Source organism: Janthinobacterium rivuli (assembly GCF_029690045.1).
Lineage (GTDB): Bacteria > Pseudomonadota > Gammaproteobacteria > Burkholderiales > Burkholderiaceae_D > Janthinobacterium > Janthinobacterium rivuli.
The window spans coordinates 2,653,116-2,676,603 of the sequence record NZ_CP121464.1 but is presented as its reverse complement, the minus strand read 5'-3'; the positions used below and the strand labels follow the sequence as shown (position 1 = coordinate 2,676,603).

Here is a 23,488-nt window from a genome sequence, read left to right as displayed (position 1 = left end):
CGCGTCGTTTCGTTGCAAAAGCCGGAAGTTCAGCACTTCCAGCGGAGTTATTTAGTACGTTGCAGCAGCTGCTTGATGGCAGCCACCGAGGTGTCCACCTGCAGCTTGATACCGATCTGGCCCAGCTCCGCCGTGGCACGGGTCGCGTCGCCGCGCACGCCGTCCGCCACGCCCGGTTTCGGGCCGTGCGCCATGGCCTCGCTGCGTATCAGCGACGGGTCCGTCGCCAGCATCAGCGCCGCGTCCGCCAAACCAGCGTGCAGGCCGATCTCGGCGCTGCTGTGGCCGCGTTTCTGCAACTCGGCGATATAGGCCGATTGCGTGATGTCATAGTAGTCGAGCAAGGCGTAAGCACGCGCATCTTTGGCGGCGGCAGCCTTGCCCCAGGCCCGATTGAGCTTGTTGGCCACGTTCTGCTCGTTCTTTTGATAGCCGCCATGGTCGCCGAGAAAGATGATGTCGCGGAAACCATGCTGGCGCAGGCTGGCGGCCGCCCCTTCCAGCACGGCTTCGAAGGCGGCCGGCGGTATCGAGATCGTGCCGGCAAAGCGCATGTGGCCGGCCGGCGGAGTAATCGCGCCTTCCGGCACGTAGGAAACGACGGGTGCGACAATGGTATTGCCCAGCTTTTGCGCAATTTGCCGCGCCAGCAGCCCGGCGCGCACATTGTGCTTGCCCAGCGCGATATACGGCCCGCTCTGCTCGACGCCGCCTATCGGCACCAGCACGGTGGTGGCGCCGTGGTCTATACGGCTGCGCAACTCCGTGCTGGTCAGCTCTTCCAGCATGACGCTGCTGCTGGCGGGCGCGGCCGCCATGGCGGACGCCGCTGGAATCAGGCAGAACAGGGTCAGGGCAAACAGGGAGCCGAGTGGCTGGGACAGGCTGGATGGCGCGCAAGGCGCCGTTCGCTGGGGGAACTGCAGAGTCATAAGCCAACATCTTTCCGAGGTCATAGCGTGACGCCGTGCCCGGCCTTGCCAGGCAAGCTGGCTGCCACGCAGGAATTGTATTCCATCATGACAGGAAGGGCACGTTAATTTGACGCGGTGCTTTGCAAGGAATTGACGAGGGGAAACTATCTATCAGGCTGTCGTCGCGTTTGCCCCATTCACCTCGCCATCATGGAGAGCCGAGTGGCGTTTCTCGGCATAGGCCTTGAGCGAGCGCATCGTCTTGGGTAGCCCTTGCCGGACTTGTTTGGCAACGCCTGGCCCAAACAGAAAGGCAAGCGCTCCCGTGAACCACACGCGGTGAACGACTTGCGATCCGCCATCTGCGGCAACCACCGTGTGCTCGAAGTGGATGCGGAACAAATGGATGTAGCCCTCGACGGTGAACGAGCGCCCTGCAGTGCGCTCGGTGACCACCATCGGAATACCCATCCCCTTGTTCGGGACTATCCTGCCCTGTGTTCCCACCGCAAATGGCCCATTGAGCCGGGCTTGCTTGGTGTCCGGATCCCACAGCTGCCATCGGTCGACCTCGCTCCAGATTTGATCAATGACCGTGGGCGGGACCGCAACGTGAATGCTTTCTTCGATTTGCATCAATCGGGTTCTCCCTACTATTATCAATATAATTGCATTCCGGCTGTACTGGCCGGGCCATGAAGAGCGCCTTGTCTATAGCCAGGCTCAAGCGCTATGCCATTGAGCAGGCGCGCTTGACAAGGCCAGTGACCAGGCATGTAGTCACACCTGAGCACGATGCTACCTTAGAAACGCTGCCCAGGGCACCTTGGATGTTGAAAGATGACAAACGAAACACATTGGCGGGTTAAGGAGCTAAAACATCACTCGGCCGATATCGTCTGGCTTGATGCCGAGGGTGCTCGCCGTGCCTATGATTTGGTGGGTCTGCATGATTCGAAGGCGCATCTCGGCTTGAACATTAACACCGTTGATTCCATCGAGCGGTTCGCCTTCGGAGACGACGTGGCCATCGCAACCAGCTGGTTACGGGAGCGCGTACCAGGAATTCAGCAGGTCGTGGTGGTGTTTGGCGAAGACGCATGCTTCGTCTGCAGCAGTGTGTTCCTGGTCGAGAACTGGTCGGATATTTTTGTACCGTCACGTGACGACGCGATGGTCTATTCGAACGACACGCCGTTCATCCTGTTTTATTGCCATGAAAATGCATTCGAGGTGGGGCAGCGAATTGTCTTTGATTAAAGGCCGAGTTCGGCCAGGAGCAGACAAAAAACCACGGGAAAGCCCATGAAGATCAAACTCTTTCCTATGAAATCCTTGTTTTTGGCGCCGCTGTCGGGTATCCCGGCAGTCACATAGGCAGGTATCGCCGGCTCCCAAGCGCGCATCCACGCGACGGCAGCGGTACGCGGCGGTGCCATCGCGGCATTGAGTTTTGTGGAAGAGGACGGCTATTTCATTTTGCCGGTGAAAAAAGACGAGGAGCGTCTATCGCTCATCCTTCGGCTGATCGCGTTGCGCTCCGTATTCTTCGCCGGCTGGGGCTGGAATGCGGCCGAGGTGGTAACGTACTACAGGGATCAAGGCCATATCAACGGCCCGTCCAGGATCATCGCCTGGACCGGTCCCGGGCAGTACACGGCCACGTAGCGTCAGGCTTGACGGCCTGCCGTCCATCGCTTAAGTTAATGCAATGGAAAAACACACTGAAACGACACCACTCGATCTGCGTTCTGCCGCATGGGCAAGTCTGACGGATGGTTACGGCGGCGCTGAAAAAATTCCTGCGATGCTGCAAGACCTGCGGCGGGGAGACGCCGAGGCCCTGGACGATTTGTATGGCCATATTTGTCACCAGGGCTCGATTTATCCGGCGTCGGTCGCCGCATTCCCGCACTTGGTTTCCCTGGCGGCGGCGGTGACATCGCCGGACCTGCGCGCCGGCGTGCTGTCGCTGGCGGCGTCGATTCATGAAAGCGCCGGCCTCGACGAGGAATTGAAGGCATCCCCTTATGTCGCGGCCTTTCATGCCGCAGTCCCGGCCGCGCTCGCCATGGCAAGCTCCGACCTGCGGCAGGTCGAGGACACGGTGACTGGAATCTACATGCTTAAGGCCGCCGCTTCATTCGCTGGATTTGCCGGCGTGGCGCGAGTGCTGAGCGGCTTTACCAACGAGGAGTTCTGCCTGGCATGTCCTACCTGCGGCGTAGAGCTCTATGTCTGGCCGGTAGCGCAAGGGCTGTCGGCCGCCGCCGAGGATCCCGTCTTTACGCCAGCAGCGAAAACGCTGCTGGTGATTGCCGGCCCTGCCGACAATTCACCCCACCTTGCCGCCTTTGCCTGGTTGCAAGCGCAAACGGACGCTTTGCCATTGCTGGATGACATCGCGTTTCGCTTACCTTTTCTGTTTGGCAGCGCATGTTGCGCCGGATGCGGTCACGTTTTTTCACTGATGGATGCGCTGCTCAGCGATGCAGTGGATTAATCCGGCTGCCTCACTGGAGCGCGCCTATTGAAGTCAAGCACAAAACAATAATGTTTGGCACAGGAGGCCGAGGTAGAATGCTCTCGGGGAGTTCCGCTTTCGGCCAGGAGCGGACATTTAGCGTTAATGCAGTCGTCACCTAACAAACTTATTTCGGCACGGATAAATGGCGACCTTACTTGAGAACGGCGGGACAGTTGATCTGTGGGGCGGCTGGGTCGTAAGGCTACCGCCTGCATACCATGAGCGGAATGACAATGGCTCGTGGTCTGCATGGGGCGCCGACTGGGCAGTCGATGTGCACATCATGGAGCTTGGGGGACAAGCAAACGGCCAGCCTGCGTCACCTGAGGAAATGCTTGGCAAAGAGCGTACAGTCAACGTAAGCGGAAATGGCTGGGTAGGCAGTCGCGAGGTCTTGCATGAGGCCGACAACGGGCGCGAAGTATATCGGCTTGCAGCAAATCTAGCGGCGACAAATACCGTGATGTCTTTCTGGGTTTCGTATTTCGAAGCACACCGGAAGCCTTTCGCCGAAGAACTCATGCTTAACGTTGCGCACAGCGATTAAGGGCAAGGTAAGCAACGGCGCGGAAGTTGCCAATGACTGTAACCGGCCAGGAGCGGACATTCACGTTGAGGAGACAATGTGTGACTTTTCTCGCTGGCTAATTCGTTATGCTCATGGGCCGTTGGCGGCCAGAAGCGGCCGTTAAATTAATCGAGAAAACATGGAGAATATTCTTCGCCACATTCACGAGGGACACTCCCAGGTCATCGCAGAGCTCAATGCCGCATTTACTGTTTATGGCGCGTCAAGAAGTGAGTTTTCCGACAGTTTTTCGAAAGAAATTGCGGAGAGATATCTTGCGGGTTCGATTGACTTCGACATTGCTGATTGTGCGATGAATGCACTGTCTTCCTGGACGCCGCTTGAAGATTTTCCTTCCTACTCTTGGGCGGTGTACCAAGCCTTTGATGAAGGCGAGTATTTGCATACAGGGCAAGTAAGCGGTAGCAATGAAGATGTATATACTCGTCCTTTGCTGCGTAAAGCAATGTCGGATTTCCATCCTCTGGACTTCAGCTAGCGGCCAAGAGCGGTCGATCGATTTTTCGTAATATTTCGTCAAGCATAGGGAAATAGATGAGCGAAACGCTAAGCCTATTCAAAAGCAAATTCGACAAACTATACAATGTCTTTGAACAATTCTATGCATCGTTTCCTGAGTTGTCAGACCGGCGAATTTCTGAGCTACGGGATTCATGGTGTTGCGCAAAAGCCCAATATGTCCAACTTATTAATGCTGGAGAATCGAAGTCAAAAATTGCTGCTGGACTAGAGCAAGGACTCCGTGAACTTCCATTGCTCCTCGCTGGTGTCGAGCCACAGAACCGTGCCAAAATTACAGACGCGTTAAATAATGCCGTGCGTGCTGCTTATCCAGAATTCGTCGCAAAGGAAGCTAAATACCTTGAGCAGATTCTGATAAATGGCCGCATTCGTAGTGAAAACCAATTTTACCTAGTGCACCATCGGATCGACGAACTGGAAGGTACTGGTGCTACGGCAACCCAGCTGGATGCACTGTATCGTTTGATCGATGAGTTCGAGTCACGCCGGCGCAGATAGTTTGGTTCGGCTTTCGAACTACCCATACGTCCGCTTTGGGGCGAAAGCGGACATAGCGCCCGACAATGAAGCAGACACCCTGACTGGCGCGGAGGCGAGTGGTCCCCCTCCCTCCGCCCTGCCAGCCCGAACAACTTTACTCCCACTCGCCACAGCTGCAGAACTCAAGGCCCCCATCCGACGACGCGAGCATCAAAGAAAAACCCCGGCGTACCGGGGCAGTCACAAGGTTCAAGCGCGAGCACTGCGGCCCGGCAACGCCAGGCGCCGGCTGGCGGCGGCTGTTGCCGGGGCCGGCAAGCCGCCCGCCACTTTCAACGCTTTCCCTTGAGTATCGCCGCGCAGGCGGAACACGGCCACCACGTCGACCAGTTCGATGGCGCGGTCTTGCAGCGAGGAGGCTGCCGCGGCCGCCTCTTCCACCAGGGCTGCGTTTTGCTGGGTGACCTGGTCCATTTGCGAAATGGCCTGGTTCACTTGCTCGATGCCGGCGCTTTGTTCATGGCTGGCGTTGGCGATGTCGCCCATGATGTCCGTCACGCGACGGATGCTGGCGACGATTTCTTCCATCGTCGCGCCGGCCTGATCGACCAGCACGCTGCCCGTGTTGACTTTATCCACGGAATCCTCGATCAATCCCTTGATTTCCTTGGCCGCCGCCGCCGAGCGCTGCGCCAGGTTGCGCACCTCGGTGGCCACCACGGCGAAGCCACGGCCCTGCTCGCCCGCTCGGGCCGCTTCGACGGCCGCGTTCAACGCCAAAATGTTGGTTTGGAAGGCAATGCCGTCGATCACACCGATAATGTCGGCGATCTTCTTCGCCGATTCGTTGATCGAACCCATCGTGCCCACCACTTGCGCCACCACGGCGCCGCCCTTGCGGGCCACGTCCGAGGCCGACACGGCCAGCGCGTTCGCCTGGCGCGCATTGTCCGTGTTCTGGCGCACGGCCGAAGTCAGCTCTTCCAGGCTCGACGCCGTTTCTTCCAGCGACGACGCCTGCTGCTCGGTGCGCACGGACAAGTCCGCGTTGCCGGCGGAAATCTGCGCGGCCGCCACACTGACCGTATCGGCCGAGGCACGCACGGTGGCGATCACGCCGACGATGCGCTCGAGGAACTTGTTGAAGGCCGTGGCCGTGCGTCCCACTTCATCCATCCGCTCGACGGGCATGGCGGCGGACAGGTCCAGCGAGGCGCTGACCCTTTCCAGCGTATGTTCGATATTGCCCAGGCCGCCGCTGATGGTGCGGTAGATATGCCAGGCCAGCGCGCCCGTCAGCAGCACGGCCACGCCCAGCACGGCCAGCATGGTGTTGAACGCCGTGTCGTAGGCGGCCAGGCTCTCGGCCTTCACGTCGTCGACCAGCTTGTTGTTGTAGGCGATGTGGTCATCCATGCTTTTCTTGGCGGCGGCGGCCGTGATGGCCAGCGGCGTGCCGGCCAACAAGGTGGCGCGCACGCCATCCATGTCGCCCGCGTAGGCGGCGGCAAAGAATGGCACCAGCGCGCGGCGGTAGGCTTCCATGGCGGCCTGGTCGGCGTCGAGCATCTTGCTGTCTGTCGCGTCGTACAGGCGCTCGGCGCGGTAGGTGGCGATGACCTTGTCGAAATTCGTGTTGGCGTCGGCCACGGCCTTGTCCAGTGCCGTCTTGTCGGCCAGGTTAGAGAACACGGACAGGCGGTAGCCGGCCAGACGCGAATCGGCCAGGAAACCCTTGGCCGCATTCAAGCCCTGGATGCTGGGGATGATGCGGTTTTGCACGGTGTCAAAACGCTCCTGGGCGCGCTGCAGCTGGATGGCGCCGCCGGCGCCCAGCAATAGCAGGGCCAGCAAAGCGATGGTAAGGGTCAGAATTAATTGCTTGGTGATATTCATGGTGTGTCACAGTAAAAAGTGTGGCCTGGCAAGGCCAGGCGGGATATGAGCTGCCGATCAGGTGGCCGGGATCGCTTGCCAGCGGTACTAGGCCGCCAGCGGTGCGGCGTCAGGCGTGCGGCGCAGCAAGTCGCCATGCTGGCGGCAAAACGCCAGGCCCGCCTTGTGGCCCACGTCGAACAGCAGCTGCATGTTCGAGCTCGACCAGTCCAGGGTGTCGGGCCAGTGCTGCTCCGGGATGCCGCCCATCAGGTCGAGCTTGAGCAAGCGCCGCTTGGGCAGGCCCGTGCGCGCATCCGTGTTGTGCTCGAGTTCGAACAAGCGCAGCTCGCTCTTGGAAATTTTCACCAGCGGCGTGATGATGGAGCGCACCCAGGCGTCGTACAGGTTGCGCGGCTTGCGCAGCAAGCGCTCGTCGCCGAGAATGTCGAGGATGACCAGGGTGTCGGCGTCATGGTGCTCGCCCTTGCCTTCGATAAACGGGTCGAAATTGAGCGTATCGAGCGCCGCGCCTTCGATGTAATCGTCGCCCGCGATGGTCGTCGGTGCATACAGAAACGGAAACGACAGCGCGGCGCGCACGTGAATCGGCTCGATCTCGTGCTTGCCCCAGATTTGCATGCGGTGCTCGCTGAGGTTGTAGGCATTGATGTAGAAATCGGGGCGCATGCGCGCCACGCCCGAAAAATCCACGGCTTTTTCCAGGAAGGGCAAGTGCGCGCACAGGCCCAGGCTTTTCGCCGACAGGTCCGATGGCGACAGCGACGACACCATCAATTTCCCCCAGTCCGACCAAGCTGTGGGCACGCCCGCAAACGTTTGCTGGAACGCCTGAAAAAAAGGATTGTTGGCTGGCGGCTGGAAGGCGTCGCGGAACGTGCTCGCCTGCATGCCCGGCTTCTGGAAGACCTTGTAGTTGATCGGAATCATCTTGTAGATGCTGTCGGCCACGCCCGTGTCGGCCCAGCTTTGCAAGGCCTGGCGCGGCGTGGCTTCATGCGGCGTCGTGTAAAGCAAACCCATCAACACACCGGCGCCCGAGGCGGAAATGACGTCGAACTCGATGCCTTCGTCGAGGAACGCGGCCAGGGCGCCGGCGATCAAGGTGGAATTTGGTGCGCCGCCCCCCAGCAGCAGACCCGTTTTGCGGGCCGGTTTCGCTGGCGCGGCTGGCGCCGGATCCGGCGGCGTCGTCGTGACTGTCTTCATGCACACTCCCTGAACGGAATGGGGTAATTACCCCTAATTGTTGGTTACTACACGCTTATGGCGCCTCATCATGCACTTATTTCCACAACCATGAAGTTGATGCAATGTTGTGGAAACAGATATTAAATTAACATAAATAAATTCCTTATGGCAATTTAGTTAACGCATGATGGGTATTCAGAAAGGACATAAGGTGACGGCACGCGGCGTAGCGTGGTGCATTGCAACAAATAAATGTTCCGCAATGCTAGGAAAAATCTCTGTAGGGTAGGAATATTCCTCAACCAGCCGCCATGGCGGCTGTCAGAGCATTCAGGGGATGGAAGGTGCCGAGGAGAAATGCAGGTGGGTACACAAATGGTCAACAAAAACACGAATCTTGGGCGACAGGTGGCGGCTTGACGGCCACAGCACCCAGAACTTGCTCGAGTACAGCAAGTACTCGGCCAGCACGGCTTGCAGCTCACCCCGTCCGATGGCGTCGCGCACGATAAAGTCAGGCAAATAAGCAAGGCCCACGCCTTGCGTGGCGGCGCCGATCAAGGCTTCGATATTGTTGCAAGTCAAGGCGGTCGGCAAGCGCAACTCGCCGCCATTGTCGCCCCCGGCGCGCTGCAACGCCCATTCCTGCAGCTTGCCCGTGGTGGGGAATTTATAGCGCACGCAAGCGTGCCCTTCCAGCGCGCGCGGCGTGGCCGGCACGCCATGGCGGCCGAAATACGCGGGCGAACCGACGATGGCAAAGGCAAACGGCCCCAGTTCGCGCGCCATCAGCCGCGAATCGGTGAGCGTACCGCTGCGCACGGCCACGTCGACGCCTTCGGCCACCACGTCGACCAGGCGGTCATTGAAATCAAGGTCGAGCTCAATCTCCGGATACAGCCGTGTAAAGTCCGCCAGCAGGGGCAGGATGATGCGGTAGCCGATCACGGGCAGGCTGACCTTGAGCTTGCCGCGCGGCGCCTCGGCCAGGTGCGATAGTTCCGCCTCGGCATCACCGAGGTCGGCCAGGATGCGCTGGCAGCGCTCGTAAAACAGCGCGCCCTCGTTGCTCAGGCTGATGCGCCGCGTGCTGCGGTTGAGCAAGCGCACCCCCAGCTTTTCTTCCAGCCGCGCCACGCTCTTGCCCACGGCCGAAGCCGACACGCCGAGCAGCCGACCGGCCGCCACATAACTGGAAGTTTCCGCCGCGCGCACGAAGGCGGCAATGCCGTTCAGATTATCCATGCCGTCTCGCCATCTTGATTAAGGAATATTTGTCCTCTATGAGTGGATTTTCAGCCACTTTTTCATGGATTGCGTCCATATTATCATCAGATTCCCTCTTTCAGGAATCATCCCTATGGATACGAATCTTTCCGCGCAAGCCCCGGAACCAGCGGCAGCACGCCGCACGCTGGTGCTGGCCGCCGTCAGCCTGGCTGCGCTATGCATGCCGCTCAGTTTTACGGGACCGGCCATCGCCATTCCCGCCATCGCCGCCGACCTGCACGGCACGCCGCTGGCGCTGGCGTGGATCACGAATGCCTTCATGCTCAGCTTTGGCGGCTGCCTGATGGTGGCCGGCGCGCTGGCCGACCGCTATGGCCGCAAGCGCCTATTCTTGCTGGGCATGGCCGTGTTTTCCGCCGCCGCGCTGGCGCTGGCGGCCGCGCCCGGCATTGTGTGGCTCGACGTGCTGCGCGCCGTCCAGGGCCTGGGTTGCGCCATGGCACTGTCGAGCGGACTGGCGGCCCTGGCGCAGGAATTCGACGGCGCTGCCCGCGCGCGCGCCTTCAGCCTGATCGGCACGGCCTTCGGCGTGGGCCTGGCCTTCGGCCCCTTCCTGGCTGGCACCTTGATCACGCACACGGGCTGGCGCGCCATTTTTATCGCTACGGCCGCGGCCGGCCTGGCCGCCCTGCTGGCCGCCGCGCGCGCCATGCGCGAATCGCGCGACCCGCAAGCGCAAGGCGTCGACTGGCCCGGCGCCCTGACGTTTACCGGTGCGCTGTCCCTGTTTACCTATGGCTTGCTGCAGGCGCCTGACAGTGGCTGGGGCAGTGCCGCCAGCCTGGCGCTGCTCGGTGGCGCGGCCTTGCTGCTGGCCGTTTTCATCCGCGTGGAGCGGCGCGCGGCGCGGCCCATGCTGGACTTGCCCCTGTTCCGCCTGCCCGCCTTTGCCGGCGTGCAACTGCTGGCCGCCGCGCCCGCGTTTTCCTTCGTCGTGCTGCTGGTGCTGCTGCCGGCCCGCTTCATCGGCATCGAAGGCTACAGTGCGCTGGAGGCGGGACGCATGATGATCGCCCTGTCCGCGCCCATGCTGGTGCTGCCGGTACTGGCCGGCATGGCGGCGCAACGCATCGCCGCCGCGCACATTTGCGCCAGCGGCCTGCTGCTGGCGGCGGGCGGCTTGCTGTGGCTATCGACCTGCGCGCCGGGCCAGCCGCCCGCCACCTTGATCGGGCCGTTGCTGCTGATCGGCTGCGGCATCAGCCTGCCGTGGGGTTTGATGGATGGCCTGGCCATCAGCGTCGTCCCCGTCGAGCGGGCCGGCATGGCGGCCGGCATCTTCAATACGACGCGCGTGGCGGGCGAAGGCCTGGCGCTGGCCATCGTCAGCGCGCTGCTGGGCACGTTCACCGTCGCGGCGCTGGGCGGTGCCGGCGTCGGCGCGCACGAGGCGGCGTACGCCGGCCCCTTCCTGGCGCTGGGCGAGCTGCGCCATACAGCTACCCTGTTGCCGCAGGCCGGCGCCGGCGAACTGGCGCAAGCGTACGGCACGGCCTTCCGCCATTTGCTGTATGTGCTGGCCAGCATCACGACGGCGTCGGCACTGCTGATCCTGACATTCCTGCGTCATCCGGCCGGTGCTACCGAACCTATTGCCACCGCGCCCGCCAGCAAGACGACAAACTGAGCCGCTAGCTTCGCCCCTGCAAGACCGGGCGGCAAACGTGCCGCCCTTCCTCCCCTGATGTTTCTCCGCAACACCTCAAAAGTTTCAAGGAATAAAACTAGTTTACTGATCAAAGCGCTTTGAACTATACTCAAAGCGCTTTGAAACATAACTAAAGCGCTTTGGTTGTGCGAAGTTATGCGCACCGATCCCACACCTATAAAAACACTGGAGACGCAATGAACAAACATTTCTTGAAAACTTTGCCTGCCGCCGTGGCGTTGGCCTTGAGCGCTTCGGCCGCCCAGGCCGCCCTGCCGATCGATTTCGGCGGCTACATCCGCTCGGGCTTCGGCACCAGCAGCGAAGGCGGCAAGGAAGCGTGTTTCGGCCTGGCCGGCGCCTCGTCCAAGTATCGCCTGGGCAATGAGTGCGAAACCTACGGCGAGCTGAAATTCGGCGGCGAAGCCTTCAAGGCGGCCAACGGCACCACTTTCCGCATCAATACCCTGGTGGCCTTCTCCGTCAACCAGAACCAGGACTGGGAACAATCGGACCCGTCGTGGCGCGAAATGAACGTCGTCGCCGACAAGATCGGCACGGGCGCCTTCGCCGAAGCGCGCGCCTGGGTCGGCAAGCGCTACTACGACCGCCAGGACGTGCACATCACCGATTACTACTTCTGGAATAACAGCGGCCCTGGCGCCGGCCTGGAAAACATCGACCTGGGCGCCGCCAAGCTGGCCTACGCCATCGTGCGCACGGCCGACGACGGCGACAGCAATCGCATGGGCCTGTCCCACGACCTGCGCTTCTCCGGCATCAAGGTCAACCCGGACGGCGAACTGACCCTGGGCTTGCAATTCAACCAGAAACGCAACGCGCAAGGCGCGGCCCCCATCGCCAGCGGCCACTTGCTGACCATCATGCATACGCAAGGCAATCTGCTGGGCGGCTTCAACAAAGTGGCATTGCAGTACGGCAAAGGCAGCGCCGCCAACACGGGCGGCTTCAGCCTGGGCGCCGGCAAGGATGACAAGGTCGTGCGTCTGACGGAACAGATCATGATCCAGCCCAAAGGCGCCTGGTCGGGCATGGGCACCTTCGTCTATGAAGACAAGGAAACGGCAGGCGTGAGCAGCAAGTGGACGTCGATCGGCGCGCGCCCCGTCTACCACTTCACGGACAACTACAGCCTGGCCGTGGAACTGGGCCACGACATCGTCAAGCCGGAAGGCGGCGAAAGCCGCAACCTGACCAAGCTGACCTTCGCGCCGCAACTGTCGGCCGGCAACAGCTTCTGGTCGCGCCCCGTGCTGCGCGCCTTCTACACCTACGCCAAATGGAACAAGGCAGCCCAGTCGGCCGCGGCCGCGGAATCGGCGCTGTCGTCGACGGGCGTGTTTGGTGGCAAGACCAACGGCAGCTCGGTTGGTTTCCAGGTCGAGTCGTGGTGGTAAGAGCATCTGAAAAACGTCCATGGCGGCGTTGCACGGTCTTGCCGTACTAGCGTACTGTCTGCGACCGTGCGCCTTGCCCTGAACGTTTTATCAGACGCTCTTTATTAATCAGAGGCATCCAACACTGGCTGATGCCGCAAGGCGCCAGCCACTGGCAGCAGCACCGCCCGCCTTCCTGGGGGCATGCTTTAACCGGACCCACCATTTCGCCGCTGCACGCGATGGCCGGCAGCTTCAATGTAGTGATTCAGCAGTATCCTCTTTTAGCGCGGGCGCCCCTGGGTTTGCCCGCGTATTTTTTTGCGCGCCGCCGCCGCTTGCCATACCCCTGATCAATCCGGCATTTATCAGATAAACTACCCTTTATCGCGCCGCAACGCTCCCGACCCACCCTGGATAGACCCCGACTGCAGCATCCATGAACCTCAAAAATCTCGCCAAAACGCTAGGAATATCCGAAACCACCGTCAGCCGCGCCTTGAACGGCTATCCTGAAGTAAGCGAACGCACTCGCGAGCGGGTGCTGGCCGCCGCGCAGGCGGCTGGCTACCGTCCCAATCCCATGGCGCGCAGTCTGGCCGTCGGGCGCACGAATATCGTCGGCATCATCTACCCGCTGATGCCGAACGACCTGGCCGACCCCATGTTCATCGAGATCGTCGGCGGCATGTCGGAAGCGCTGGAAGCGCAGCAGATGGACATGATGATCGCGCCCGCTTCCGCCACCAATGAATTCCACACGTATGAACGCATGGTCAAGGGCCGCCGCATCGATGGCCTGATCGTCGGCCGTACAAAGCCGTTCGACGAGCGCATCGCCTACCTGGCGCAACAGGGCATGCCGTTTGTCGCGCACGGCCGCACGCAGCTGAACCAGCCGCACGCGTGGTTCGACTATGACAACGAGGCCGGCATGCGCCTGGCCGTCGAGCGCCTGGCGCAGCTGGGCCACCAGCGCATTGGCCTCATCAGCGCCACGCCGGACCTGAACTTCGTGCGCCAGCGCGTCGACAGTTTCCAGCACGCCATGCAGGCGGGCGGACTGCCCGTCGACCCGGACAACCTGGTCGACAACGCCCATGACCGCCGCGCCGGCTACCAGGCCATGCAGCGCCTGCTGGCCCGCTCGCCCCGTCCCACTGCCGTCATCGTCGACAATCACATGTCGGGCGTGGGCGCCGTGCGCGCCCTGCTCGACGCGGGCATCGCCATCGGCAGCGAGATGTCGCTGATTGTCTGGGGCGTGATGGAAGATTCCCTGGCCGGCCACAACGTCACCACCGTCGTCCAGCCCGACCCGCGCGGCGCCGGTGCGAAGATGATCCATATGCTGCTGGCCCTGATGGACGGCACGCCCGTCACCGACCTGCAGGAACTGTGGCCGTGCGAACTGTTGCCGGGGGAGTCGGCGGGACCGGTAATACGCGCCTGATTTACCCCTAGAGCAAACTACTGGGGTCGGACCCTCAGGGTCCGACCCCAGCCTCCGCTTGGGGTTTCGTAAAACGCCCTCTTCCGCTCTGTTTTGCCCTCCTGAATCACCCTCATAAAAAAATCGTATGTCTGGCGCGTGTATCGCTTTACTTTTCAAAGCGCTTTGAACTATACTCATTTCATACCCAAAGCGCTTTGAATTTTAAAATAAGACGTTCGCCTACCAACCAGCAGCGCCGCCCTGATAGCCAAGGCTACAGGCAACTTTTAAGAAATCATTCATGCCGACCATCCAGAACAATCTCGCCCACCTGCCCGCCGACTGGTGGCGCAGCGCCGTCATCTACCAAGTGTATCCACGCAGCTTCCTCGACAGCAATGGCGACGGCATCGGCGACTTGCCCGGCATTACCTCCAAGCTCGCATACATCGCCGCCCTGGGCGCCGACATCGTGTGGATCTCGCCCTTCTTCACGTCGCCGATGAAAGACTTCGGCTATGACGTGGCCGATTTCTGCGACGTCGATCCCATGTTTGGTACTTTGGCCGACTTCGACCGCCTGGTGGCACGCGCCCATGAACTGGGCTTGAAAGTAATGATCGACCAGGTGCTGTCGCACTCGTCCGACGTCCACCCATGGTTCGTGGAAAGCCGCTCCAGCCGCGACAATCCCAAGGCCGACTGGTATGTCTGGGCCGACCAGAAACCGGACGGCACGGCGCCGAACAACTGGCTGTCCGTGTTCGGCGGTTCGGCCTGGCAATGGGAGCCGCGCCGCGGCCAGTATTACCTGCATGATTTCCTCGTCAGCCAGCCCGACCTGAACTTCCACAATCCGGCCGTGCAGCAAGCGCAGCTGGACAATCTGCGTTTCTGGCTGGAACGCGGCGTCGACGGTTTCCGCTTCGATTCCTGCAACTTCCCGTATCACGATCAATTGCTGCGCGACAATCCGCCAGCCGCGCAACGCGATGCCAGCAGCGTATCGGCCATCAACCCGTATGGCATGCAAGCGCACGTGTACGACAAGACGCAGCCGGAAAACATCGCCTACCTGCAACGCGTGCGCGCCGTGCTCGATGAATACCAGGCCATTTCCATCGGCGAAGTGGGCGACGACAATGCGCTGGCCACCATGGCCGCCTACACGGGCGCCGACAAGCTGCACATGGCCTACAGCTTCAACTTGCTGACGGCGGAGTTTTCCGCCGCGCACATCCGCAAGCAAGTGGAAGAGTTCGAAGCGCAAGTGGCCGACGGCTGGGCTTCCTGGTCCGTGGGTAACCACGATAGCGTGCGCGTCATGACGCGCTGGGGCGGCGAAAACCCGTCGCCGTCGCTGGCCAAGGTCGTGCTGGCCGTGCAGGCCGCGCTGAAAGGCACGCCGTGCCTGTACCAGGGCGACGAGCTGGCTCTGACGGAAGCGGACATTCCTTTCGAGGCGCTGCAAGACCCGTACGGCATCCCGTTCTGGCCCCAGTTCAAGGGCCGCGACGGCTGCCGCACGCCAATGCCATGGGTATCTGACGCGCCGCACGGCGGCTTCAGTTCGGCAAAACCATGGCTGCCCGTGCCGCCGGAACACCTGGCGCGCGCCGCTGACGTCGAAGAACACGATAGCGGCTCGGCGCTGCGCTTTGCGCAGAACATCCTCGCCTGGCGCCGCACCCTGCCGCAATTGCTGCGCGGCGACATCAGTTTCTTCGATGCACCGGAACCCGTGCTGGCCCTGCGCCGCGACCTGCCCGGCCAACCATCGGTCCTGGCTGCCTTCAACCTGGGCACGCAAGCCGTCACCTTCGCCTGGCCAGACGCGGCGCCGGCGGCCGACCTGGCCGGTCACGGCTTGCCAGGTAATAAAAATGGCCAGCAGATCACCCTGCCCGCGCATGGCGGCTGGTTCGGCACCCTGGCGTAAATCGCAGGCTTTGGCGGCCATGCCGCCAATTACAATAACGAGCCCCGCGCATCAGCGGGGCCAAATTGAGATGATGAGGACGACATGGCTGGACTGAAATTAGCAGGGCTGAAAAAGGCATATGGCGACGTGCAAACCCTGCACGGCATCGACCTGGAGATCGCGGACGGCGAATTCATGGTCTTCGTGGGCCCGTCGGGTTGCGGCAAATCCACCTTGCTGCGCAGCATCTGCGGCCTGGAAGAAATCAGCGGCGGCGACTTGTATATCGGCAAGACCCGCATGAACGACGTGCCGCCCGCCAAGCGCGGCATCGCCATGGTCTTCCAGAGCTACGCCCTGTACCCGCACATGAGCGTGGCGCAAAACATGGCCTTCGGCCTGAAACTGGCCGGCATGAACAAGGTGCAGATCGCCGACGCCGTGCAGCGCGCCGCGCAAATCCTGCGCATCGAACCTTTGCTGGAACGCAAACCAAAAGACTTGTCGGGCGGCCAGCGCCAGCGCGTGGCCATCGGCCGCGCCATCGTGCGCAAACCCGACGTTTTCCTGTTCGACGAACCGCTGTCGAACCTCGACGCATCGCTGCGCGTGCAGATGCGCATCGAACTGGCGAACTTGCACCGCGAATTGCGCTCGACCATGATTTACGTCACGCATGACCAAGTCGAAGCGATGACCCTGGCCGACCGCATCGTCGTGCTCAACGCGGGCCGCATCGAGCAAGTGGGCGCACCGCTGGAGCTGTACCACCACCCGGCCAACCTGTTCGTGGCAGGCTTCCTCGGTTCGCCGCGCATGAACTTCCTCAAAGGCAAGATCCACAGCTATGCCGACGGCGTGGCCACCATCGCCACCAACGCGGGCGGCATGCTGCAGGCCGTGTTGACGCAGCCATTGGCCAGCGGTACCCCCGTCACCGTCGGCGCGCGTCCCGAGCACGTGCAAGCGTGCGCGCCCGGCGCCACAGCCGCTCTCACGGCCACCGTGCAGGCGGTGGAAAAACTGGGCGACATCAGCTATCTGTATGTGCAGGTAGCGGGCGGCGACGAGCCGCTGGTGGTGCGCGCCGATGCGGAAACGGACTGGGCCATTGGCCAGTCCGTGGCGCTGCAAGTGGCGCCGGCCCGCGTCCACGTGTTCGACGAGCATGGCCAGACCCGTACCTGACACCCGGCTTTAAGGGCCAGGCGCTACAGGCGCCGCCTGGCCTGGTTGCATCGTTTCAGCCTTGATACTCAACATAAACTTAGCATAAAAAAAGACACTGGAGATTGACATGTCCTTCACGCACCCGAAACGCAGCTTCATCAAAACCACCCTGATCGCCGCCGCCCTGGCCGGCATCGGCAACCTGGCCGCCGTCAGCATGGCGCACGCGGCCGAAGCAGGCACCCTGCTGATCTGGATCAATGGCGACAAAGGCTACAAGGGTCTGGCCAAGGTCGGCGAAGAATTCACCAAGAAGACGGGCATCAAGGTCGTCGTCGAGCATCCGGAAGATGCGCCAAACAAATTCCAGCAGGCGGCCGCCGCCGGCAAGGGTCCGGACATCTGGATCTGGCCGCATGACCGCATCGGCACCTGGATCGACGCCGGCTTGCTGCAACCATTGACGCCAAGCAAGGAAGCGCGCGCCGCCATTCTGCCACTGGCCTGGAACGCCTTTACGGTGAGCGGCAAGACCTGGGGCTACCCGATCTCCATCGAAGCCGTCGCCCTCGTCTACAACAAGGACCTGGTGCCGACGCCGCCAAAAACCTTCGAGGAAATCGCCGCACTGGACAAGAAACTCTCCGCGCAAGGCAAGAAAGCCATCCTGTGGGATTACACGAACACCTATTTCACGTGGCCATTGCTGGGCGCGGGCGGCGGCTTCCCGTTTGAAGTCAAGTCCGACGGCCGCTACGATGCAGCCAAGACGGGTGTCAACAATGCCGGCTCGCAAGCGGGCGTGAATGCGCTGATGACCCTGATCAACAGCGGCGCCATGCCGAAGGGCGCCGGCTATGCCGAGATGGAAGCCGGCTTCAACCAGGGCAAGATCGCCATGATGATCAACGGCCCATGGTCGTGGGACAATGCGCGCAAGTCGAAGATCAACTTCGGCGTGGCAACGATCCCTACCGTGGCAGGCAAGACGGCCACCCCATTCGTGGGCGTGCTGGGCGCGATGATTTCGAAGGCCAGCCCGAACAAGGATCTGGCCACGGAATTCCTGGAAAACCAGATGCTGCAGCTCAATGGCCTGAAAACCATCAACGCCGACGTCCCGCTGGGCACGCCAGCAAACAAGGTGCTGTTCGCGGAATTGAAGGCCAATCCGAACATCCAGGCAACGATGGAAAGCGCGCAAGCTGGCCGTCCAATGCCGAACAACCCGGAAATGGGCCGCTTCTGGTCGTCGATGCAATCGGCGCTGGAAAACATCACGCAAGGCCGCCAGACGACCAAGGATGGCCTGGATGCGGCGGCGAAGCGGATTACGACCGCCAATTAAGCCATATTTTGTTTGAGCGTAGGTCGGATTAGCGTGTAGCGCGTAATCCGACATGTGCCGCCAACAATGTTGTCGGATTACGGCCCTTTGGGCCTAATCCGACCTACGTATCATTACAGGTATCCATCGTGCGCAAGTTTATCGGCCCTACGGTATTGACCATCAGCATGGCGCTGGGTCTGTATCTGCTCTTCCTGTTGTACATTTCCGGCCAGACCATGCTGGCCGCCGTTTTCCTCGGCTTGCTGACCCTGACGACGTTCGTCTTCACGTCGCCGCGCGCCTATGCCTACCGTTATCTGTTTCCCGGCATCACGGCGGTGATCGTCTTCGTGCTGCTGCCGATGGTGTACACGGTGTCGATCGGCTTTACCAATTTCAGTTCGCGTAACCTGCTCACCTATGAACGGGCCACGCAATATTTGCTGGACGAAACGCAGCGGGTGGAAAGCGCCGGCTATGCCATGACCGTGCATGCCGACAACAAGGAATACCGTTTGCGCCTGGAAAGCCCGGACACGGGCGAAGTGCTGCTGACGCAGCCGCTAGCCCTGAAGCGCGCCGTGCCCCTGAACGTGGAAGTGGCGCCGATCGATCCCGTGCAGGCGCCCGTGCTGGCCGCGCCGCTGGGCATCAAGGACATCATCGCCCTGCAAAAGGATATCAAGCTGCTCACCCTCGTGCTGCCGAACAAGATCGAGCTGCGCATGGTGGGCTTGCGCGAATTCGGCCCTGTCGCGCACGTCTACAAGCAATTGCCGGACAAGACCCTGAAGAAAATCGCCACGGGCGAACTGGTCACACCGAACTTCAAGACGGGCTTTTATGAAATGCCGGACGGCACGAAACTGGAACCAGGCTTCAAGGTCAATGTCGGCTTCGCCAACTTCGTGAAGATTTTCTCCGACGAAGCGTTCCGCGGCCCCTTCCTGCGTATTTTCGTGTGGACCATCGTTTTCGCCCTGATCAGCGTGGCCACCACGACAGGCCTGGGCATGGTGCTGGCCGTGCTCCTGAACTGGGATGCGCTGCGCTTCCGCGGCCTGTACCGTACCCTGCTGTTCCTGCCGTACGCCGTGCCGGGCTTCATTTCCATCCTGGTCTTCAAGGGCTTGTTCAATAATAACTTTGGCGAAATCAACCTCGTGCTCGACGCCCTGTTCGGCATCAAACCCGCCTGGTTCTCGGATACCACCCTGGCCAAGGCCATGATTTTGATCGTGAATACCTGGCTCGGCTACCCCTACATGATGGTGGTGTGCATGGGCTTGATCAAGGCGATTCCGTCGGATCTGTACGAAGCCTCGGCCTTGGCCGGCGCGGGACCGCTGACGAATTTCTTCAAGATCACCCTGCCCCTGATCATCAAGCCGCTCACGCCGCTGATGGTGGCCAGCCTGGGTTTCAATTTCAACAATTTCGTACTGATCAGCTTGCTGACGGGCGGGCGTCCCGATTTCCTCGACACAACCTTGCCGGCCGGCACGACGGACTTGCTCGTGTCCTATACCTACCGCATCGCGTTCGAGGATTCCGGCCAGAACTTTGGCCTGGCCGCCGCCATCTCGACCCTGATCTTCTTCCTCGTGGCCGCGATTTCGCTGGTCAACATGCGCCTGACGCGCATGAACAAAGCATAAAGGACAGCATATGGCTATCGTTGTCGACCGTTCCAACCGCTGGCGCATCCTGGCGGCCCACGTCGCCGTGATCGCGCTGATCGCGCTGGTGATGTTCCCCTTCCTGATGATCTTGTCGATCTCGCTGCGGCCCGGCAACTTCGCCTCGGGCAGTTTGATCCCGCCCGAGATCAGCTTCGAGCACTGGCGTTTGGCGCTGGGCATGTCCTACCAGGCGCCCAACGGCGCCCTCGTCGAGCCGGATTTCCCCGTGCTGCTGTGGCTGTGGAATTCCATCAAGGTGGCCAGCATGAGCGCCACCGTCACCGTACTGCTGTCGACCACCTGCGCGTATGCGTTCGCGCGCATGCAGTTCCGCTTCAAATCGCAAACCCTGTCCGCGCTGATGCTGCTGCAGATGTTCCCCGCCGTGCTGGCCCTGGTGGCCATCTACGCCATCTTCGACGTGCTGGGCAGCTACGTGCCATGGCTGGGCATCGACCACCACGGCAGCCTGGTGCTGGCCTACACGGGCGGCATCGCCCTGCATATCTGGACCATCAAGGGCTACTATCAAACCATCCCCATCGAAATCGAGGAAGCGGCCAAGGTCGACGGCGCCACGCAGTGGCAGGCCTTCATCTACGTGCTGCTGCCGATGACGGTGCCCATCCTGATGGTGGTGTTCCTGCTGTCGTTCATTGGCGCCATCATCGAATACCCGATCGCCTCCGTGCTGCTGCATGAACAGAACAACCTGACCCTGGCCGTCGGCTCCAAGCTGTTCCTGTACGAGCAAAAATACCTGTGGGGCGACTTCGCCGCGGCAGCCATCTTGTCCGGCCTGCCCATCACGGCCGTGTTCCTGCTGGCGCAAAAATGGATGATCTCCGGCCTGACGGCTGGCGGCGTGAAGGGCTGACCATGCGGCGCGCCCTGACTACGCTGGCCGCCCTGTTACTCAGCGCTTCGGCGCAGGCAGGGAGCTTTGCGGACAACCCCATCGTCTACTTCGCCGTGACGGACCGTTTCGCCAACGGCAATCCCGGCAACGACCACAGTTATGGCCGCGCCGCCGACCCGGCTGGCGGCGATGTCGGCAGCTTTCACGGCGGCGACATCGCCGGCATCACGCAGCAGCTGAAAGCCGGCTATTTCAAGGAACTGGGCGTCAACGCCCTGTGGATCACGGCGCCGTACGAGCAGATACACGGCTGGGTGGTGGGCGGCAAGCAGCAATTCCAGCACTACGCCTACCACGGCTACTGGGCGCTCGACTACACGACGATGGACGCCAACATGGGCACGCGCGACGAATTGCGCGAGATGATCGACATCGCCCACGCGCAAGGCATCCGCGTCCTGTTCGACGTGGTGCTCAATCACCCCGGCTACGCGGACTTGCGCACCCTGGCTGAATACAAGGTGCCCGTGCTGTGGCCCGGCCACGAAAAAGCCGTGCTGCGCGATTATCACAGCTTCATCGACTACAACAACTTCGCATTCGCGCAGTGGTGGGGTCCGGACTGGGTACGCGCGGGCTTGCCCGGCTACCCGGACGGCGGCAAGGACGATTTCACGATGCAGCTGGCCTACCTGCCCGACTTCCGCACGGAAAGCGGCAAGGCCGTGGGCTTGCCGCCCATCCTGCAACACAAAGCCGACACACGCGCCGTGGCCCTGCCCGACACCACCGTGCGCGGCTACCTGGTGCAGTGGCTGGCCGACTGGGTGCGCGAATTCGGCGTCGACGGTTTCAGGGCCGACACCGTCAAGCACGTGGAGCCAGCCAGCTGGCTGGCCCTGCGCGCGGCAGCCACCGACGCATTAAAAGACTGGAAAACGCGTCATCCAGAACAGAAAATCGACGACGCACCGTTCTGGATGACGGGCGAAGCGTGGGGCCATGGCCCCGAGGGCAGCAGCTGGCATGACGCTGGCTTCGACTCGATGATCAATTTCGAGTTCCAACATCGCGCCGGCGGCGGCTGGAAAAGCATCGATGGCGTGTACCGCCAGTACGCGGGCTTGCTGAATAAGAGCCCCCGCTACGACATCCTGTCGTATATCTCGTCGCACGACACCAGCCTGTTCCCGCGCGATCAATTGAAGCACGGCTTGTCCGCCCTGCTGCTGGCGCCGGGCGGCGTGCAGCTGTTCTATGGCGATGAAAGCGCGCGACAGCCTGGCGCGGCGCCCATCGGCGACGAACAGCAGGCGACCCGCTCCGACATGAACTGGAACACGCTCGATGCGGCCACCCTGGCCCATGCGCGCAAGCTGGGCCAGTTCCGGCTGCGCCACCCTGCCCTGGCGCGCGGAGAGCATCGCCTGATCGATGAAAAGCCGTATGCGTTCGCCCGCGTGATCGATGGTGACGCCGTCATCGCCGTGCCCGAGGCGCAAGGCGCGCTCGAACTCAAAGTGCACGGCGTGTTCGCCGATGGCGCCAGCCTGCGCGACGCCTATACAAACCAAACCTACATAGTCAAGGACGGCGCCGTCGCGGTACACGCGGCCGGCACCGTCCTGCTGGAGAAAGCTGCACCATGAGTACCTATGACATTTTAGTGGTCGGCGGCGCCGGCATCGACACCATCGTGCGCGTGCCCGACCTGCAATTGCCCGTCGCCGACTCCGTCCACGTGCCGCCCATCCGCGACTACGTGGCGCACACGGGCAATGGCGTGGCGCTCGGCTGCCATGCGCTGGGCTTGCGCTGCAAGTTCATCGACTTCATCGGCGACGACGCGCAAGGCGCAGCCATCCTGCAGCGCTATAAAGATGCCAAGCTCGATTTCTCGCACATCGTCGAACCCTCGGGCACGCGGCGCAGCGTCAACCTGGTCGACCCGCAAGGGCGCCGGCTGTCGTTGTACGACGGCCGTCACCCGGAAGACGTGCGCATGCCGGCCGCCTTCTATCTATCCTACCTGGGTCCGGCGCGCCACGCGCACTTTTCCATCATGGGCTGGGTGGCCGAACTGTTCGACGATGCGCTGGTGTGCGGCACGACGGTGTCGACCGATTTGCACGACTGGGATGGCCTCAACCCGCACCACAAGGTCTTTGCGCTGCGCGCCGACCTGGTGTTTCTCAGCACGGCGGCACTGGGCGAGCGCCGGGACGACGTCATGCGCGCCATCATCTCGCAAGGCCGTGCGCAGGCAGTCATCGCCATGGCGGGCGCGCACGGCGCCTACCTGCTGGAACGGGGCGGCGCGTCCGTGCGCCACACTCCGACGGCAGGCTTGACGCTGCCCGTGGTGGACACGAATGGCGCCGGCGATTCCTTCGTGGCGGCGTTTTTGCAGGCCTGGCTCGATGGCGCGGGCATCGACGCGGCCATGCGCCGTGGCGCCATCGGCGGCGCGTTTGCCTGCGCGCAGAACGGCACGCATGAACGCTTCATCGGGCTGGCAGAGCTGAATGACTTATATCAAGACCACACTAGCTTATGACTTAATATTCTATCAAGCGTAGCATCGAGCTAAGGTGCGCATGGCACAATGGCTGCGGATTTCACCACACAGACTATTGA

Annotated in this window: 21 protein-coding genes; 16 read left to right on the top strand and 5 right to left on the bottom strand. The window is 61.7% G+C overall.

All coding sequences use genetic code 11. From position 1 onward, the window contains the following. Window positions 1-47: 47 nt before the first annotated feature. Both P9875_RS12260 and P9875_RS12255 read right to left on the bottom strand, forming a co-directional pair. Window positions 48-932, bottom strand: coding sequence for a creatininase family protein (locus P9875_RS12260; RefSeq protein WP_341353824.1), 885 nt, complete (start codon window positions 930-932; stop codon window positions 48-50). Between the two features lie 153 nt (window positions 933-1,085). Then, window positions 1,086-1,550 carry an SRPBCC family protein gene (locus P9875_RS12255; RefSeq protein WP_278318521.1) on the bottom strand — a complete coding sequence of 155 codons (465 nt, stop codon included), beginning with the start codon at window positions 1,548-1,550 and terminating at the stop codon, window positions 1,086-1,088. A 204-nt stretch (window positions 1,551-1,754) separates the two neighbouring features. On the opposite strand from P9875_RS12255, the gene P9875_RS12250 reads away from it, so the two are divergent. From P9875_RS12250 to P9875_RS12225, 6 genes are all read left to right on the top strand, one after another. Continuing rightward, complete coding sequence (locus P9875_RS12250; RefSeq protein ID WP_278318520.1) at window positions 1,755-2,174, top strand: hypothetical protein; 420 nt, start codon at window positions 1,755-1,757, stop codon at window positions 2,172-2,174. 195 nt (window positions 2,175-2,369) lie between these two features. Beyond that, window positions 2,370-2,582, top strand: a complete 213-nt coding sequence (locus tag P9875_RS12245) for a hypothetical protein (protein WP_176388258.1) — start codon at window positions 2,370-2,372, stop codon at window positions 2,580-2,582. 43 nt (window positions 2,583-2,625) lie between these two features. Then, window positions 2,626-3,417, top strand: a complete 792-nt coding sequence (locus tag P9875_RS12240) for a hypothetical protein (protein WP_278318519.1) — start codon at window positions 2,626-2,628, stop codon at window positions 3,415-3,417. Between the two features lie 166 nt (window positions 3,418-3,583). After that, window positions 3,584-3,988: a hypothetical protein gene (locus P9875_RS12235; protein ID WP_278318518.1), complete on the top strand. Its 405-nt coding sequence runs from the start codon at window positions 3,584-3,586 to the stop codon at window positions 3,986-3,988. Window positions 3,989-4,148: 160 nt separating this feature from the next. After that, window positions 4,149-4,508, top strand: coding sequence for a hypothetical protein (locus P9875_RS12230; protein ID WP_278318517.1), 360 nt, complete (start codon window positions 4,149-4,151; stop codon window positions 4,506-4,508). Window positions 4,509-4,564: 56 nt separating this feature from the next. Then, window positions 4,565-5,050, top strand: coding sequence for a hypothetical protein (locus tag P9875_RS12225; protein ID WP_278318516.1), 486 nt, complete (start codon window positions 4,565-4,567; stop codon window positions 5,048-5,050). A 231-nt stretch (window positions 5,051-5,281) separates the two neighbouring features. Here P9875_RS12225 and P9875_RS12220 read toward each other — a convergent pair whose 3' ends face one another. From P9875_RS12220 to P9875_RS12210, 3 genes are all read right to left on the bottom strand, one after another. Then, window positions 5,282-6,928, bottom strand: coding sequence for a methyl-accepting chemotaxis protein (locus P9875_RS12220; protein WP_225240790.1), 1,647 nt, complete (start codon window positions 6,926-6,928; stop codon window positions 5,282-5,284). Window positions 6,929-7,015: 87 nt separating this feature from the next. Continuing rightward, the gene (locus P9875_RS12215) at window positions 7,016-8,137 is read right to left on the bottom strand and encodes a patatin-like phospholipase family protein (protein ID WP_278318515.1); all 1,122 of its coding nucleotides are present in this window, start codon (window positions 8,135-8,137) and stop codon (window positions 7,016-7,018) included. 312 nt (window positions 8,138-8,449) lie between these two features. Continuing rightward, on the bottom strand, window positions 8,450-9,364 hold the full coding sequence (locus P9875_RS12210; protein WP_278318514.1) for a LysR family transcriptional regulator: 915 nt from the start codon (window positions 9,362-9,364) through the stop codon (window positions 8,450-8,452). 115 nt (window positions 9,365-9,479) lie between these two features. On the opposite strand from P9875_RS12210, the gene P9875_RS12205 reads away from it, so the two are divergent. The 10 genes from P9875_RS12205 (at window position 9,480) to P9875_RS12160 (ending at window position 23,408) form a co-directional block, all read left to right on the top strand. Beyond that, on the top strand, window positions 9,480-11,036 hold the full coding sequence (locus tag P9875_RS12205) for an MFS transporter (RefSeq protein WP_278318513.1): 1,557 nt from the start codon (window positions 9,480-9,482) through the stop codon (window positions 11,034-11,036). Between the two features lie 218 nt (window positions 11,037-11,254). After that, window positions 11,255-12,475 (top strand): maltoporin, encoded by a 1,221-nt coding sequence (locus P9875_RS12200; protein ID WP_219311506.1) that lies wholly within the window; start codon window positions 11,255-11,257, stop codon window positions 12,473-12,475. Window positions 12,476-12,893: 418 nt separating this feature from the next. Further along, a complete protein-coding gene (locus P9875_RS12195; protein ID WP_278318512.1) occupies window positions 12,894-13,907 on the top strand; it encodes a substrate-binding domain-containing protein in 1,014 nt (337 codons plus the stop codon). Window positions 13,908-14,190: 283 nt separating this feature from the next. Further along, complete coding sequence (locus P9875_RS12190; protein ID WP_278318511.1) at window positions 14,191-15,828, top strand: alpha-amylase family glycosyl hydrolase; 1,638 nt, start codon at window positions 14,191-14,193, stop codon at window positions 15,826-15,828. Window positions 15,829-15,912: 84 nt separating this feature from the next. Then, window positions 15,913-16,998 carry an ABC transporter ATP-binding protein gene (locus tag P9875_RS12185; protein ID WP_035817560.1) on the top strand — a complete coding sequence of 362 codons (1,086 nt, stop codon included), beginning with the start codon at window positions 15,913-15,915 and terminating at the stop codon, window positions 16,996-16,998. Between the two features lie 109 nt (window positions 16,999-17,107). Continuing rightward, the gene (gene malE, locus P9875_RS12180; RefSeq protein WP_051958308.1) at window positions 17,108-18,328 is read left to right on the top strand and encodes a maltose/maltodextrin ABC transporter substrate-binding protein MalE; all 1,221 of its coding nucleotides are present in this window, start codon (window positions 17,108-17,110) and stop codon (window positions 18,326-18,328) included. Window positions 18,329-18,456: 128 nt separating this feature from the next. Further along, window positions 18,457-19,968: a maltose ABC transporter permease MalF gene (malF, locus tag P9875_RS12175; protein ID WP_278318510.1), complete on the top strand. Its 1,512-nt coding sequence runs from the start codon at window positions 18,457-18,459 to the stop codon at window positions 19,966-19,968. Window positions 19,969-19,978: 10 nt separating this feature from the next. Then, window positions 19,979-20,869 carry a maltose ABC transporter permease MalG gene (gene malG, locus P9875_RS12170; protein WP_034783032.1) on the top strand — a complete coding sequence of 297 codons (891 nt, stop codon included), beginning with the start codon at window positions 19,979-19,981 and terminating at the stop codon, window positions 20,867-20,869. Next, window positions 20,827-22,500 carry an alpha-amylase family glycosyl hydrolase gene (locus tag P9875_RS12165; protein ID WP_278318509.1) on the top strand — a complete coding sequence of 558 codons (1,674 nt, stop codon included), beginning with the start codon at window positions 20,827-20,829 and terminating at the stop codon, window positions 22,498-22,500. Before malG ends, P9875_RS12165 begins: the two co-directional genes overlap by 43 nt. Beyond that, the gene (locus P9875_RS12160) at window positions 22,497-23,408 is read left to right on the top strand and encodes a carbohydrate kinase family protein (protein WP_225240781.1); all 912 of its coding nucleotides are present in this window, start codon (window positions 22,497-22,499) and stop codon (window positions 23,406-23,408) included. The genes P9875_RS12165 and P9875_RS12160 overlap by 4 nt, the downstream gene beginning before the upstream one ends. Window positions 23,409-23,488: the final 80 nt, after the last annotated feature.

Bases quoted from the DNA above. Each gene is read 5' to 3' on its own strand.
- P9875_RS12225 (WP_278318516.1), top strand. From the start codon at position 4,565: ATGAGCGAAACGCTAAGCCTATTCAAAAGCAAATTCGACAAACTATAC.
- P9875_RS12200 (WP_219311506.1), top strand. From the start codon at position 11,255: ATGAACAAACATTTCTTGAAAACTTTGCCTGCCGCCGTGGCGTTGGCC.
- P9875_RS12210 (WP_278318514.1), bottom strand. From the start codon at position 9,364: ATGGATAATCTGAACGGCATTGCCGCCTTCGTGCGCGCGGCGGAAACT.
- P9875_RS12165 (WP_278318509.1), top strand. From the start codon at position 20,827: ATGGATGATCTCCGGCCTGACGGCTGGCGGCGTGAAGGGCTGACCATG.
- P9875_RS12250 (WP_278318520.1), top strand. From the start codon at position 1,755: ATGACAAACGAAACACATTGGCGGGTTAAGGAGCTAAAACATCACTCG.
- P9875_RS12215 (WP_278318515.1), bottom strand. From the start codon at position 8,137: ATGAAGACAGTCACGACGACGCCGCCGGATCCGGCGCCAGCCGCGCCA.
- P9875_RS12185 (WP_035817560.1), top strand. From the start codon at position 15,913: ATGGCTGGACTGAAATTAGCAGGGCTGAAAAAGGCATATGGCGACGTG.
- P9875_RS12240 (WP_278318519.1), top strand. From the start codon at position 2,626: ATGGAAAAACACACTGAAACGACACCACTCGATCTGCGTTCTGCCGCA.
- P9875_RS12235 (WP_278318518.1), top strand. From the start codon at position 3,584: ATGGCGACCTTACTTGAGAACGGCGGGACAGTTGATCTGTGGGGCGGC.
- malE (WP_051958308.1), top strand. From the start codon at position 17,108: ATGTCCTTCACGCACCCGAAACGCAGCTTCATCAAAACCACCCTGATC.
- P9875_RS12220 (WP_225240790.1), bottom strand. From the start codon at position 6,928: ATGAATATCACCAAGCAATTAATTCTGACCCTTACCATCGCTTTGCTG.
- malG (WP_034783032.1), top strand. From the start codon at position 19,979: ATGGCTATCGTTGTCGACCGTTCCAACCGCTGGCGCATCCTGGCGGCC.
- P9875_RS12205 (WP_278318513.1), top strand. From the start codon at position 9,480: ATGGATACGAATCTTTCCGCGCAAGCCCCGGAACCAGCGGCAGCACGC.
- P9875_RS12190 (WP_278318511.1), top strand. From the start codon at position 14,191: ATGCCGACCATCCAGAACAATCTCGCCCACCTGCCCGCCGACTGGTGG.
- P9875_RS12230 (WP_278318517.1), top strand. From the start codon at position 4,149: ATGGAGAATATTCTTCGCCACATTCACGAGGGACACTCCCAGGTCATC.
- P9875_RS12195 (WP_278318512.1), top strand. From the start codon at position 12,894: ATGAACCTCAAAAATCTCGCCAAAACGCTAGGAATATCCGAAACCACC.
- P9875_RS12255 (WP_278318521.1), bottom strand. From the start codon at position 1,550: ATGCAAATCGAAGAAAGCATTCACGTTGCGGTCCCGCCCACGGTCATT.
- P9875_RS12260 (WP_341353824.1), bottom strand. From the start codon at position 932: ATGACTCTGCAGTTCCCCCAGCGAACGGCGCCTTGCGCGCCATCCAGC.
- P9875_RS12160 (WP_225240781.1), top strand. From the start codon at position 22,497: ATGAGTACCTATGACATTTTAGTGGTCGGCGGCGCCGGCATCGACACC.